Below are 13,812 nucleotides of genomic sequence, written 5' to 3'. Positions count from 1 at the left end.
TTACCCCAGTAACGGTATTTTTGTGGTGGCGAGTTTAATGATGATGTACAGCACCACCAGCGCCAGCGGAAATGCGATTAATCGCGCCTGCTGACTGCGCGCCCGACGATAATCGAGCGCAATAAAACCCAAAACGATGTAAATGATAACCCCAAACAGCTTTTCAGTCAGCCATGTCCCGTGCTCAGTGAATGGCAGGATGTGCGCTTTAACCATTAACGCCACGCCGCTGAGTAATAAAACGGTATCCACAACCGGCGGCACAACGCGCGTCCAGCGCGCGCAGGCAAGACGCGAGTCGGTGTAACGCCACCAAAAACGCAGCGTCAGCAGACCAACAGAAAGCGCAATGCTGATGAGATGGACGTTGAGTAACACACTGAAAGTATTCATGATGGGATGCGTCCAAGCGTAATTCGCTCGTTGCCGCCATAGTCACGGCAGGTTTCAACCGCCTGATAACCCGCCCGAGTAAAGGCGTCGCGGACTGCCTGTCCCTGCTGCCAGCCATGCTCCAGCATCAGATAGCCCCCGGGCGTTAACACATGCTGAGACTGGTCAATGATGTGTACGATATCCGCCAGTCCCTGATCGCCTGCCACCAGTGCCGACAGCGGTTCAAAGCGAACGTCGCCTTGCGCCAGGTGAGGATCCTGCTCGTCGATATACGGCGGATTGCTGACAATCATATCAAACCGCTGTCCCTGCAATGCACTGAACCAGTTGCTTTGCAGCACGCAAACATTGTCGATGCCCAGATGCTGTTTGTTGCGAATGGCCAGCGCCACGGCATCCGGCATACGATCGACCGCCGTCACCGCACAATCCGGACGCTCGCTTGCCAGCGCCAGCGCAATGGCGCCCGTGCCGGTTCCCAAATCGAGAATACGACACGCTGAGGCCGGCAGGCGAGCCAGCGCCTGCTCCACCAGACACTCGGTATCCGGACGAGGGATAAGCGTCGCCGCAGACACAAACAGCGGCAGCGACCAAAACTCGCGCACGCCGGTAAGATGTGCCACCGGCTCACCCCGCTGACGGCGTTCCAGTAATGTGTCGAGTTGCTGACGCTGCGCCTCGGTTAACACCGTTTCGCCGAAAGCCAGAATAAAGGTGCGACCCTTACCGGTAACAGACTCGAGTAAAATCTCGGCGTCACGGCGCGGGCTTTCGCTTGCCTGTAATTGGCTTATCGCTTCACGCAGCCAGTGCTGATAATCCATTAATCCTGCTCGGACAACGCCGCCAGTTGGTCGGCCTGGTATTCCTGGACAATCGGCTCAATGAGCATATCCAGTTTACCTTCCATCGCTTCATCCAGACGGTAGAGCGTCAGGTTAATGCGGTGATCGGTCACGCGACCCTGCGGGAAGTTATAGGTACGGTTACGATCGCTGCGATCGCCGCTACCCAACAGATTGCGTCGTTCAGAGGCTTCCGCCTGTTGACGTCTTGCCACTTCGGCGGCACGAATTCGCGCCCCCAGCACCGACATCGCTTTCGCTTTGTTCTTGTGCTGCGAACGTTCGTCCTGGCATTCCACTACGATACCGGTCGGTAAGTGGGTAATACGGATTGCGGAGTCGGTGGTGTTAACGTGCTGACCGCCTGCTCCTGATGAGCGGAAGGTATCAATACGCAGATCGGCCGGGTTGATGTCCGGCAGTTCGGCATCCGGTAATTCCGGCATAACTGCGACCGTACAGGCAGAGGTGTGAATACGGCCCTGTGATTCCGTCGCAGGTACGCGCTGAACGCGATGGCCGCCGGACTCAAATTTCAGTCGCCCGTAAACGCCTTCACCGCTAATCTTGGCAATGACCTCTTTAAACCCGCCATGTTCGCCTTCGCTGGCGCTCATGATCTCAACCCGCCAGCGACGGGACTCAGCATAACGGCTGTACATGCGGAACAGATCGCCGGCAAACAGCGCGGCTTCATCACCACCTGTTCCCGCACGAACTTCGAGGAAGGCGTTACGTTCGTCATCGGGATCTTTAGGTAACAGCAGAACCTGCAGATGTTGCTCCAACTGCTCGCATTTCTCTTTTGCTTCACGCAGTTCATCCTGCGCCATTTCACGCATTTCAGGATCGTCGAGCATCATCTGAGCCGTTTCGATATCTTCCTGAACCTGTTGCCAGTCCGTAAAACAGCGAGATACATCGCTTAATTGCGCATATTCACGCGACAGTGCACGAAAGCGGTCCTGGTCTGCGATAGTACCCGCATCACCGAGCAGCGCCTGAACTTCTTCATGGCGTTCATGCAGGGCTTCCAGTTTGGCAACGATAGAAGGCTTCATAGGCGTAAATGCACCCTGTAAAAAATAAGATTGGTGTGCTGCTACTCCAGCCCGAGGCTGTCGCGCAGAATATTCAGGCGTTCACTATCCCCGTCACGGGCAGCCTGTTGAAGTGATTTGGTTGGTGCATGGATCAGGCGGTTGGTCAGTTTCCAGGCCAGATCCTGCATAATGGCTTGCGCATCACCACCCTGTTGAAGAGCAGCCAACGCTTTGGCGGTCAGTTCATCACGAATTTGTTCTGATTGACTGCGATACTCGCGGATAGTGTCGCTTGCGCCCTGGGCACGTAACCAGGCCATAAACTCGCTGGCTTCCTGCTCCACAATCGTTTCGGCTTCCACGGCCGCCGCTTTGCGCTGGGCCAGGTTATGCGAAATGATGCTTTGCAGGTCGTCTACGCTGTACAGATAGGCGTTAGACAATTTACCCACTTCCGGCTCGACGTCACGCGGTACGGCGATATCCACCAGCAGCATAGGTTGATTACGACGATTTTTAAGCGCGCGTTCTACCATTCCTTTGCCGATGATCGGCAACGGGCTGGCGGTAGAACTGATAATAATATCAGCATCCTGCAAACGCGCGTCGATATCACTCAGTGAAATCACCTCAGCGCCGACTTCATCCGCCAGCACCTGCGCACGCTCACGCGTACGGTTGGCGATGATCATCTTCTTCACTTTGTGCTCACGCAGGTGTCGCGCCACCAATTCGATAGTTTCGCCTGCGCCCACTAACAGCACGGTTACCGTGGAGAGCGATTCAAATATCTGCCGCGCCAGGGTACAGGCGGCAAACGCCACCGACACGGCGCTGGCGCCGATGTCAGTTTCTGTACGTACACGTTTAGCGACAGAGAATGATTTCTGGAACATGCGTTCCAGCGCACTGGCGTTCAGGTGGCCTTTTTGCGAATCCGCAAACGCTTTTTTCACCTGCCCCAGAATTTGTGGTTCACCGAGCACCAGTGAATCCAGACCGCTGGCAACACGCATCAAATGACTAACGGCGTCGTTGTCCTGGTGCCAGTACAAGCTGTTGCGCAGGTCTTCTTCATTGAGGTTGTGGTATTCGCACAGCCAGCGAACCAGCGCTTCTTGCAGGTTATCCTGTTCTTCAACGCTGAGATACAGTTCCGTGCGGTTACACGTCGACAACACCACCCCGCCCTGCACCATTGGCTGCGCGAGCAGGCTGTCCAGCGCCTGATCGAGCGTATCCGGCGAAAACGTTACGCGTTCTCGCAGCGATACAGGTGCCGTTTTATGGTTAATACCAAGCGCTAAAAGGGTCATGTGTGCGGGAATAGTACCAGCGTTGATAAGGTTAGACTGGGTGCATCATACAGGATGCGTGCGGTCAATAAAAGAGACTGACCCCTTTTGGAGTAATGGCTTAGTGCACAAATTTAAGCGATTTAAGATAACTTGAACGTAGACGATGCCTGATGGCGGCGCTAGCATTAAGAATTATAACTGCAACGTATCTCAAGGATTTGTCATCATTATGACCCTGCCCGATTTTCGCCTGATTCGCCTGCTGCCGCTGGCGGCCCTGGTTCTTACCGCTTGTACGATCAACGCGCCGAAAGGTCCCGGCAAAAGCCCCGACTCGCCACAGTGGCGCCAGCACCAGCAGGAAGTACGCGCCCTGAACCAATATCAGACGCGCGGTGCGTTTGCCTATATCTCCGATCAACAGAAAGTGTATGCCCGCTTTTTCTGGCAACAAACCGGACAGGATCGCTATCGTCTCCTGCTGACCAACCCGCTGGGCAGTACTGAACTGGAACTCAATGCGCAGCCGGGCAGCGTCGAACTTGTCGATAACAAAGGCAAGCATTACACCGCCGACGATGCCGAAGAGATGATTGGCAAACTGACCGGCATGCCTATTCCATTGAACAGCCTGCGCCAGTGGATCCTTGGTCTGCCAGGTGACGCCACCGATTACAAGCTCGATGACCAATATCGTCTGAGTGAGGTGAACTACAGCAAAGACGGTAAAAGCTGGAAAGTGGTCTATAGCGCCTACGACAGCAAAACCCAGCCCGCGATGCCGGCAAACATGGAACTGTCCGACGGCTCCCAGCGTATTAAGCTGAAGATGGATAACTGGATTGTGAAATGATGACCCATTGGCCCTCTCCGGCAAAACTGAATCTGTTTTTATACATCACCGGGCAGCGTGCGGACGGTTACCACACGCTGCAGACGTTATTTCAGTTTCTTGATTATGGCGACACGATAGATATTGCGCCGCGCGGCGACGGCGAAATTCGCCTGTTAACCCCGGTGGAAGGCGTTGAGCATGAAGACAACCTGATCGTCCGTGCGGCACGTTTGCTGATGAAGGCGGCATCTGAAAGCAATCGTCTTCCTCAAGGGAGCGGCGCCGACATCAGTATCGAAAAACGCCTGCCGATGGGCGGCGGTCTTGGCGGAGGCTCGTCTAATGCGGCGACCGTTCTGGTGGCGCTGAATCATCTCTGGCAATGCGGACTCTCGGTTGATGAACTGGCGGCACTCGGCTTAACGCTGGGGGCGGACGTTCCCGTGTTCGTGCGTGGCCATGCGGCCTTTGCCGAAGGCGTAGGAGAAATTCTGACACCGGTCGAGCCAGAGGAAAAATGGTATCTGGTTGCACACCCAGGGGTCAGTATTCCGACGCCGGTGATTTTTAAAGATCCCGACCTCCCGCGTAACACGCCAAAAAGGTCAATAAAAACGTTACTAAAATGTGAATTCGGCAATGATTGCGAGGTTATCGCAAGAAAACGTTTTCGCGAGGTTGATGCGGCGCTTTCCTGGCTGTTAGAATACGCGCCGTCGCGCCTGACTGGTACAGGGGCTTGTGTCTTTGCTGAATTTGACACTGAGTCTCGTGCTCGCCAGGTGCTTGAGCAAGCCCCGGAATGGCTCAAAGGCTTTGTGGCGAAAGGTGTCAACCTCTCCCCATTGCATAGAGTGTTACTCTAAATCATTCGGGTTTCAGGAAGATGGCGAGATGACAAATCGCCAGGAGCATACAAAAGTATGTGACTGGTGCGAGAAATTGATGCCAACGCACATGAAACACGAAGGATAACGAGTAAGCCGGGCAAGCTGAGTTGCGGTGACAACGTCACCCTGTTCCAGACGTTGCATCGCGCTCTTTAATACACCGCATGGAGAGGATACTGCCTGGCCCGCACAGTTTTCGGCAGATTCTTTCCACCAATGGACGCATGCCTGAGGTTCTTCTCGTGCCTGATATGAAGCTTTTTGCTGGTAACGCCACCCCGGAACTAGCACAACGTATTGCCAACCGCCTGTACACTTCACTCGGCGACGCCGCTGTAGGTCGCTTTAGCGACGGCGAAGTCAGCGTACAAATTAATGAAAATGTACGCGGTGGTGATATTTTCATCATCCAGTCCACTTGTGCCCCTACTAACGACAACCTGATGGAATTGGTCGTTATGGTTGATGCGCTGCGCCGTGCTTCCGCAGGCCGTATCACCGCCGTTATTCCTTACTTCGGCTATGCACGTCAGGATCGTCGCGTACGTTCCGCTCGTGTACCGATTACCGCTAAAGTCGTCGCTGATTTCCTGTCCAGCGTTGGCGTTGACCGCGTCCTCACCGTTGACCTGCATGCTGAACAGATCCAGGGCTTCTTCGACGTACCGGTTGATAACGTATTCGGTAGCCCGATCCTGTTAGAAGACATGCTGCAGCTGAACCTGGATAACCCGATTGTGGTTTCTCCGGATATCGGTGGCGTCGTGCGTGCCCGCGCTATCGCTAAACTGCTGAACGATACCGACATGGCTATCATCGACAAACGTCGCCCGCGTGCAAACGTTTCTCAGGTGATGCACATTATTGGTGACGTAGCAGGTCGTGACTGCGTGCTGGTTGATGACATGATCGATACCGGCGGTACGCTGTGTAAAGCAGCAGAAGCACTGAAAGAACGTGGTGCAAAACGCGTATTTGCTTACGCAACCCACCCGATCTTCTCAGGTAATGCGGCAAACAACCTGCGCAACTCAGTGATTGACGAAGTCGTTGTCTGTGACACTATTCCACTGACTGACGAAATCAAAGCACTGCCAAACGTGCGTACATTGACCCTGTCGGGTATGCTGGCCGAAGCGATTCGTCGTATCAGCAACGAAGAATCCATCTCTGCCATGTTCGAGCATTAATCGAGCCCGGCTCAAAAACCCGCTGCGGCGGGTTTTTTTATCCTTTTTATTTATTTGTATGATTTATGCCAACTTCAACTATCGTTTTTTAGATAGATGATGCGCTCATGGATGAAACATTATTGTGAACAGATTATTTTCCTCACATGTGATGCCTTTCCGCGCCCTCATCGACGCTTGTTGGAAAGAAAAATATACCGCTTCTCGCTTTACCCGCGACCTGATCGCCGGGATTACCGTTGGGATCATTGCCATTCCGCTGGCGATGGCCCTGGCAATAGGCAGTGGCGTTGCGCCGCAGTACGGCCTGTATACCTCAGCCGTCGCTGGGATTGTCATCGCCCTTACCGGGGGATCGCGCTTTAGCGTATCAGGTCCAACCGCCGCCTTTGTGGTGATTCTGTATCCGGTGTCGCAACAGTTTGGGCTGGCAGGCCTGCTGGTTGCCACGCTGATGTCCGGGATATTCCTGATCCTTTTCGGCCTCGCCCGCTTTGGTCGCCTGATCGAATATATCCCGGTGTCCGTTACGTTAGGTTTTACCTCGGGTATTGGTATCACCATCGGTACCATGCAGATTAAAGATTTTCTTGGCCTGCAGATGGCTCATGTCCCGGAGCACTACCTGCAGAAGGTCGGCGCGCTGTTTATGGCCCTGCCGACCATCAACGTTGGCGATGCCGCTATTGGCGTAGTGACGCTGGGGATCCTGATTTTCTGGCCGCGTCTGGGGATTCGACTGCCGGGTCACCTTCCTGCACTGCTGGCAGGCTGTGCGGTAATGGGGATCGTGAACCTCACCGGCGGGCATGTCGCCACCATCGGCTCTCAGTTCCACTACATTCTGGCTGATGGCTCACAGGGCAATGGTATCCCACAGCTGCTACCGCAGTTGGTATTACCGTGGAATATGCCGGAGTCAAACTTTACCCTGAGCTGGAGTTCGTTACAGGCGCTGTTACCGGCGGCCTTCTCGATGGCGATGCTCGGGGCGATCGAATCTCTGCTGTGCGCCGTCGTACTCGATGGGATGACCGGCACCAAACATAAAGCTAACAGCGAGCTGATTGGTCAGGGACTGGGTAACATCGTCGCGCCGTTCTTCGGTGGTATTACAGCCACAGCGGCAATTGCCCGTTCTGCGGCAAACGTCCGCGCCGGGGCGACCTCGCCGATCTCTGCGGTTATCCACGCGATTCTGGTGATCCTTGCCCTGCTGGTGCTTGCGCCGCTACTTTCCTGGTTGCCGCTTTCCGCCATGGCCGCTCTGCTGCTGATGGTGGCATGGAACATGAGTGAAGCGCATAAAGTGGTGGATCTGCTGCGTCATGCGCCGAAAGACGACATCATCGTCATGCTGATGTGTATGTCGCTGACGGTGCTGTTCGACATGGTTATCGCCATCAGCGTCGGTATCGTTCTCGCCTCTCTGCTGTTTATGCGTCGTATTGCACGCATGACGCGTCTGGCGCCGGTCAACGTTGACGTACCGGACGATGTGCTGGTATTGCGCGTCATTGGCCCACTATTCTTTGCCGCTGCGGAAGGATTATTTACCGACCTCGAGTCACGTATTGCAGGTAAACGCATCGTGGTCCTGAAGTGGGACGCGGTCCCGGTACTGGATGCCGGTGGTCTGGATGCTTTCCAGCGTTTTGTAAAACGGCTGCCGGAAGGTTGTGAATTACGCATCAGTAATCTGGAATTCCAGCCGCTACGTACCATGGCGCGCGCAGGCATTCAGCCGATTGCCGGGCGTCTGACTTTCTTCCCGAATAAAGACGCCGCGCTGGCAGACATCATCTAACCGTAACCCGGCCAGGCGAAGCGCCGCCGGGGCGACAAATGACAGAAAAAAAATGGCTCCCACATGTGGGAGCCATTTTTATAACAAGCTTATTGCTTAGGCTTTCAGCAGTTGCTCAGCCGTTGCCTTCACGCTTGCCAGCAGAACTTTAATGTCCTCCAGACACACGGTAGGATTCAGCAGCGTCAGCTTCAGGCAGGTGACGCCATCTGCTTCGGTCACGCCGACGTTGGCGCTACCGGAAGCCAGCAGAACGTCACCAATACGCTGGTTCAGCAGCGCAACGAACGCCATGTCGTCACTTTGCGGACGGAAGCGGAACAGTACGCTTGCCAGCTGCGGCTCCATCACCAGTTCCAGATGCGGCTGGGTTTTCACAAACTCAGCCACATCACGCGCCAGCGTTACGCCGTTATCAATGATTTCGGCATACTGCTTTTTGCCCAGCGCTTCGAGGCCCATCCACAGCTTCAGCGCGTCGAAACGACGTGTGGTCTGCAGCGACTTCGACACCAGGTTTGGCACGCCAGCCTCTTCATCGAAATCAGAGTTCAGGTATGCCGCCTGATAGCGCATCAGCTCATAGTGACGCGCGTCTTTTAACAGGAACGCGCCGCAGCTGATGGTCTGGAAGAACTGCTTGTGGAAGTCCAGGGTGACGGAATCCGCCAGCTCCAGGCCATTCAGGAAGTGACGATACTTCTCAGAAAGCAGTAGCGCCCCGCCCCATGCCGCATCCACGTGCATCCAGATCTGGTTTTCTGCCGCCAGCGCCGCGATATCCGCTAACGGATCAATTGCGCCCGCATCGGTCGTTCCGGCCGTGGCAACAATCGCCATCACCTGCTCGCCGTTGGCTTTCGCCTGGGCCAGCTTGTCTTTCAGGTCTGCCAGATCCATACGTGAGAAGGCATCGGTCTTCACCTGGGTGACGGAACGGTAGCCCAGCCCCATCAGCGCCATGTTCTTCTGCACGGAAAAATGCGCACTTTCAGAGCAGAACACTTTGATTTTGCTCAGATCGCCGGTCAGACCATTCTGCTGAATGGAGTGCCCCTGGCGTGCGAAGAAGGCATCACGCGCCAGCATCAGACCCATCAGGTTGCTCTGGGTGCCGCCGCTGGTGAATACGCCCGCGTCGCCTGCGCCGTAGCCTACCTGCTCACGCAGCCATTCGATCAGTTTGATCTCAATGATGGTGGCCGACGGGCTCTGGTCCCAGGAGTCCATGCTTTGGTTGGTGGCATTGATCAGCACTTCCGCCGCCTGGCTAATCACCAGGCTTGGACAGTGCAGGTGCGCGACGCACTGCGCATGGTGAACCAACAGGCTGTCTTTCAGAAAGTATTCAACCGCACGCTCAATAGCGGCCTGGTTGCCCAGGCCCTGAGACGTAAAATTCAGGTTGATACGTTCACGCAGTTGCTCAACGGTTTTGCCCTGATACATCTCAGGCTGCTTCAACCATTCAACGACGGCTTGCGTACTCTGCTCGATAGCGTCCTGGTAGGCAGCGATACTTTGCGCCGAGCCGGACAGAATCGGGTTTACGTCTGACATTCGATCCAACTCCGTTTAAACCGGCTTCACGCCAGCGCCCAGCAGGGCGTTTTCGAATTTATCGAGGAAAATTTCCAGCTCAGCGTTGGTGATCAGCAGAGACGGCAGCAGACGAAGGACGCAGCCATTGCGACCACCGCGCTCCAGAATCAGGCCGTTTTCGAAGCATTTTTTCTGCAGCAGCGCGGACAGTTCGCCATCGGCCGGGTAGCAGCCCATGTGATCCTGCGCTTCGCCCGGCTTCACGATTTCCAGACCGATCATCAGACCCAGGCCACGCACCTGGCCGATAACCGGGTAGCGTTTCTGCAGGTCGGCCAGTTTGCCTTTCAGCCACTCGCCCTGGGCGGCAACTTTATCGGCAATCTTGTCGTCTTTGAGGATCTTCAGCGTTGTCAGACCGGTCGCCATCGCCAGTTGGTTACCGCGGAAGGTGCCAGTGTGGTGGCCCGGAGACCACGCGTCGAACTGCTTCTTAATACCCAGCACCGCCAACGGCAGACCGCCGCCAACCGCTTTGGACATCACGATGATGTCTGGCTCAATACCGGCGTGTTCGAAGGCGAACAGTTTACCGGTACGCCCGAAGCCAGCCTGAACTTCATCGATAATCAGCAGAATGCCGTGTTCCTGCGTCACTTTACGAATGCGCTGCAGCCACTCGACCGGAGCCGGGTTCACGCCGCCTTCGCCCTGCACCGCTTCGAGGATCACGGCTGCCGGTTTACGCACGCCGCTTTCAACGTCGTTGATCAGGTTTTCGAAGTAGTAGGTTAATGCTTTCACGCCAGCCTCGCCGCCGATACCCAGCGGGCAGCGGTACTGATGCGGATACGGCATAAACTGCACTTCCGCCATCATGTTACTGACGGCTTCTTTCGGTGACAGGTTGCCGGTCACGGACAGCGCACCGTGCGTCATCCCGTGGTAGCCACCAGAGAAGCTAATGATGCTGGAACGTCCGGTCACTTTCTTCGCCAGCTTCAGCGCCGCTTCAACGGCATCAGCGCCGGACGGCCCGGTGAACTGCAGGCAATATTCTTTGCCCTGGCCCGGTAATAAAGAAAGTAAATAAGATGAGAATTCATCTTTTAACGGCGTGGTAAGGTCAAGCGTATGTAACGGTAAGCCGCTTGTGATGACACTTTGAATGCTTTGCAGCACTTCAGGATGGTTATGACCAAGCGCCAGAGTTCCGGCGCCTGCCAGACAATCAAGATATTGATTATTTTCTACATCAGTAATCCAGACGCCCTGTGCTTTGGCAATTGCCAATGGCAGTTTACGCGGATAGCTGCGGACATTAGATTCAAACTCAGCCTGTCTTGCTAAAAAGGTATCATTGCTCTGTGGTAATGAATTAGCACTTAAAGTATCAATACGGACTTTATCCGTCATCATATCACTCCTACAACCAGGTGTAGATTAACGCCTGATTGAATAAATGGTTATAAGGATTACCTGTAAAAAAGCGCGGCTAATATATGTTGTTTTAGCACAGGACTCAATCATTTATTTTCCCGTCGCTTAAATAAGCATTTTTACCTTAAAATTCAAAACGTAACACTCACTCAACATTACGAAATCATAAAGTAATATAGCTATTTATTTTACAAAACCGTACCCAGTTGCAACGCCTGTGTTGTAATAAAAACCATGGAATTTTCATGTTTTTATTATTTTTTTACACGTTTTTACCATTAATAATGTACGCATTTTCTTGTTACGACATGATTTTTCACTTATTTATCGATAAATCGAATAAAAAAGTCGATCCCTAAATATAAATCACTTAGTATGGCGCGCTTATTTACAGGCTATGTAGATAAAATTAATGCGCAGCACCCGATAACGCGTACAGGCGACACGCGTTATCGACAACAGGTATTCCCTGGGTTGTCAGCAGAAATGTTCGCGGGCGGACATTTCGTAAGGTGAACGTCGTTCCCTTATGCCGAGAATGAAAATTTTCTAGCCATACTTTTATGGCGCCCTGATATGAGATTGTTATGACTCGCATTTATCCACCATCCGTCGTTGCCAAATTTGGCGGCACCAGCGTCGCTGATTTTGATGCGATGAACCGAAGCGCCAGCATTGTCCTTGCTGATCACGATGTCCGTTTAGTCGTACTGTCTGCTTCCGCAGGCGTCACAAACTTACTGGTCGAGCTTTCTGAAGGTCTGGAAACGCATCAACAATTAGATAAGCTTGAGACCTTACGCGCCATCCAATACAACATTATTTCCCGCCTGAAGCAGCCGTCCGTTATCAGCACGGAAATCGATAATCTTCTCAACAATATTCGTCATCTTGCGCAAACGGCGACGGTTTCACCGTCCGATGCGCTAAGCGATGATTTGGTTAGTCACGGCGAGCTGATGTCCTCTTTGCTGTTTACTGAAGTGTTACGTGAACGACATGCTGAGGCCGGGTGGTTTGACGCCCGCAGCGTAATGCGTACCAATTCGAACTTCGGCTGCGCGGAACCCGAACTTAGCACCCTGCACCACCAGGTGGAGACACACTTGCGCCCTCGTCTTGAGCAAGCGATTATGGTGACTCAGGGATTTATTGGCCGTGATGCCGCTGGGCATACCACAACGCTTGGACGCGGCGGTAGTGATTACACGGCAACGCTTCTCGGTGAGGCGCTTCACGCCACACGCGTGGACATCTGGACCGACGTTGCAGGGATCTACACCACCGATCCGCGCATTGCGCCGCGGGCCAAACGCATCGACCACATCTCATTTTCCGAGGCCAGCGATATGGCCGCCTACGGGGCGAAGGTCCTCCACCCGGCTACGCTGCTCCCGGCAATGCGTAAAAGCATTCCGGTCTTTGTAGGCTCCAGTAAGGATACTGCCGCCGGAGGTACGCTGGTACACAATACCACCGATAATCCACCGCGCTACCGTGCGCTTGCCGTGCGCCGTAAACAGACGTTGTTGCGATTACATCGTCTGGAGACACAGCCGTTCTGTTCTTTCCTGGCACAGTCCTTCGCCATTTTAGCTCGCCACGCGGTCACGGTGGATTTGGTTACAACCTCAGAGAATAGTATTGCGTTGGCGCTGGACGCCACTCATGCAACCTCAGGTGAAGACCATGTGCTGACCACGGCATTGTTTACCGCATTGTCCTCGCACTGTCGTGTGGAAGTGGAAACCGGACTGGCATTAGTCACTTTGGTGGGGAATCAACTGACCCAGGCTGCGGGGGTTTGCAAAGACGTTTTTGCCTGGCTCGAAGAGCATACGGTGCGAATGATTTGCCACGGTGCGTCAAACGATAACCTGAGCATTCTGTTACCGGCTGAAGCTGCGGATAGCGCGGTTAAGGCGTTACATTATCGATTATTCGAATAACGTTTCTTATATTCGGTAGTGAACAGAAGAGCGTTTAATGCAAGTGTAATGAACAAACAGAGCCCTGGTTTTTCGACCAGGACTTTGTGTTCTTAACGCAGCACTTATTTAGTTATGACGATGATTGGTATCACCGCGACGGCAGCGTTTGTCATAATGGCGCACCCACCAGTAACGGTCACTGATTTGTTCATGCCCACCCACTCTGGCACCTGCCAACCAGAGAACACCACCAACAAAAATACTGAGCACGGCACCATGTGCGAAAAACTGTGGCAGATTAAATTGCGGCAGTTGGTTTAAAATAGAGTAACCGACACCACCTACCATCACCACCAACCCTAAAGCCATGAGCACGTTACCGAGTAACGAAGCGTTTTTGCGTTTCATGTGTCACCTCCGGAACTTTGGGTTGTTACAGGGAATACCCCTAATCCTTATGTGTAAAGTATAGACAACACTGCCGTTCGCAAGTGCGGGAGCGATCACAATTACAAACACTCACGCAACAAAACTTTACAAATAAGCTACTGAACACACTCAATTTCTAATAGTCCACTTGTGCAATTATTCA

12 protein-coding genes are annotated in these 13,812 nt (G+C 53.7%); 5 read left to right on the top strand and 7 right to left on the bottom strand.

What is annotated here, in order from left to right; translation table 11 throughout:
- From sirB2 to hemA, 4 genes are read right to left on the bottom strand one after another with little or no spacing between them, the layout of a single operon-like run.
- Nucleotides 1-393, bottom strand: coding sequence for an invasion regulator SirB2 (gene sirB2 / locus OGV80_RS16810; protein WP_043016117.1), 393 nt, complete (start codon nt 391-393; stop codon nt 1-3).
- Nucleotides 390-1,223, bottom strand: a complete 834-nt coding sequence (prmC, locus tag OGV80_RS16805; protein ID WP_087050477.1) for a peptide chain release factor N(5)-glutamine methyltransferase — start codon at nt 1,221-1,223, stop codon at nt 390-392. The genes sirB2 and prmC overlap by 4 nt, the downstream gene beginning before the upstream one ends.
- Nucleotides 1,223-2,305: a peptide chain release factor 1 gene (gene prfA / locus OGV80_RS16800; RefSeq protein ID WP_003020786.1), complete on the bottom strand. Its 1,083-nt coding sequence runs from the start codon at nt 2,303-2,305 to the stop codon at nt 1,223-1,225. The genes prmC and prfA overlap by 1 nt, the downstream gene beginning before the upstream one ends.
- Nucleotides 2,306-2,346: 41 nt before the next feature.
- Nucleotides 2,347-3,603: a glutamyl-tRNA reductase gene (gene hemA, locus OGV80_RS16795; protein WP_003833420.1), complete on the bottom strand. Its 1,257-nt coding sequence runs from the start codon at nt 3,601-3,603 to the stop codon at nt 2,347-2,349.
- A gap of 211 nt (nt 3,604-3,814) precedes the next feature.
- Here hemA and lolB point away from each other — a divergent pair, with 211 nt between their 5' ends.
- The 4 genes from lolB (at nt 3,815) to dauA (ending at nt 8,307) form a co-directional block, all read left to right on the top strand.
- A complete protein-coding gene (gene lolB / locus OGV80_RS16790) occupies nt 3,815-4,438 on the top strand; it encodes a lipoprotein insertase outer membrane protein LolB (RefSeq protein ID WP_043016115.1) in 624 nt (207 codons plus the stop codon).
- Complete coding sequence (gene ispE, locus OGV80_RS16785) at nt 4,435-5,286, top strand: 4-(cytidine 5'-diphospho)-2-C-methyl-D-erythritol kinase (RefSeq protein WP_172862961.1); 852 nt, start codon at nt 4,435-4,437, stop codon at nt 5,284-5,286. Before lolB ends, ispE begins: the two co-directional genes overlap by 4 nt.
- A gap of 266 nt (nt 5,287-5,552) precedes the next feature.
- A complete protein-coding gene (prs, locus tag OGV80_RS16780; protein WP_001518537.1) occupies nt 5,553-6,500 on the top strand; it encodes a ribose-phosphate diphosphokinase in 948 nt (315 codons plus the stop codon).
- A gap of 124 nt (nt 6,501-6,624) precedes the next feature.
- On the top strand, nt 6,625-8,307 hold the full coding sequence (dauA, locus tag OGV80_RS16775) for a C4-dicarboxylic acid transporter DauA (RefSeq protein WP_072033928.1): 1,683 nt from the start codon (nt 6,625-6,627) through the stop codon (nt 8,305-8,307).
- 96 nt (nt 8,308-8,403) lie between these two features.
- Here the strand turns inward: dauA and OGV80_RS16770 are convergent, their stop codons facing one another.
- Nucleotides 8,404-9,867 carry a pyridoxal phosphate-dependent decarboxylase family protein gene (locus OGV80_RS16770; protein ID WP_286515355.1) on the bottom strand — a complete coding sequence of 488 codons (1,464 nt, stop codon included), beginning with the start codon at nt 9,865-9,867 and terminating at the stop codon, nt 8,404-8,406.
- A 15-nt stretch (nt 9,868-9,882) separates the two neighbouring features.
- Nucleotides 9,883-11,268, bottom strand: coding sequence for a diaminobutyrate--2-oxoglutarate transaminase (locus tag OGV80_RS16765; RefSeq protein ID WP_286515353.1), 1,386 nt, complete (start codon nt 11,266-11,268; stop codon nt 9,883-9,885).
- Between the two features lie 608 nt (nt 11,269-11,876).
- Here OGV80_RS16765 and lysC point away from each other — a divergent pair.
- Nucleotides 11,877-13,238, top strand: a complete 1,362-nt coding sequence (gene lysC, locus OGV80_RS16760) for a lysine-sensitive aspartokinase 3 (protein WP_043016109.1) — start codon at nt 11,877-11,879, stop codon at nt 13,236-13,238.
- Between the two features lie 108 nt (nt 13,239-13,346).
- Here lysC and ychH read toward each other — a convergent pair whose 3' ends face one another.
- Nucleotides 13,347-13,628: a stress-induced protein YchH gene (gene ychH / locus OGV80_RS16755; RefSeq protein WP_003833480.1), complete on the bottom strand. Its 282-nt coding sequence runs from the start codon at nt 13,626-13,628 to the stop codon at nt 13,347-13,349.
- Nucleotides 13,629-13,812: the final 184 nt, after the last annotated feature.

This window comes from Citrobacter sp. Ce119 (assembly GCF_030334525.1).
Classification (GTDB): Bacteria; Pseudomonadota; Gammaproteobacteria; order Enterobacterales; family Enterobacteriaceae; genus Citrobacter; species Citrobacter europaeus.
Note: the sequence above shows the minus strand (reverse complement) of the source record. Positions and strands in the feature narration are given on the sequence as shown.

Excerpts from the sequence above, each read along its gene's own strand:
- sirB2 (WP_043016117.1), bottom strand. The coding sequence starts at position 393 with ATGAATACTTTCAGTGTGTTACTCAACGTCCATCTCATCAGCATTGCG.
- OGV80_RS16770 (WP_286515355.1), bottom strand. The coding sequence starts at position 9,867 with ATGTCAGACGTAAACCCGATTCTGTCCGGCTCGGCGCAAAGTATCGCT.
- ispE (WP_172862961.1), top strand. The coding sequence starts at position 4,435 with ATGATGACCCATTGGCCCTCTCCGGCAAAACTGAATCTGTTTTTATAC.
- OGV80_RS16765 (WP_286515353.1), bottom strand. The coding sequence starts at position 11,268 with ATGATGACGGATAAAGTCCGTATTGATACTTTAAGTGCTAATTCATTA.
- lysC (WP_043016109.1), top strand. The coding sequence starts at position 11,877 with ATGACTCGCATTTATCCACCATCCGTCGTTGCCAAATTTGGCGGCACC.
- ychH (WP_003833480.1), bottom strand. The coding sequence starts at position 13,628 with ATGAAACGCAAAAACGCTTCGTTACTCGGTAACGTGCTCATGGCTTTA.
- lolB (WP_043016115.1), top strand. The coding sequence starts at position 3,815 with ATGACCCTGCCCGATTTTCGCCTGATTCGCCTGCTGCCGCTGGCGGCC.
- hemA (WP_003833420.1), bottom strand. The coding sequence starts at position 3,603 with ATGACCCTTTTAGCGCTTGGTATTAACCATAAAACGGCACCTGTATCG.
- prfA (WP_003020786.1), bottom strand. The coding sequence starts at position 2,305 with ATGAAGCCTTCTATCGTTGCCAAACTGGAAGCCCTGCATGAACGCCAT.
- prmC (WP_087050477.1), bottom strand. The coding sequence starts at position 1,223 with ATGGATTATCAGCACTGGCTGCGTGAAGCGATAAGCCAATTACAGGCA.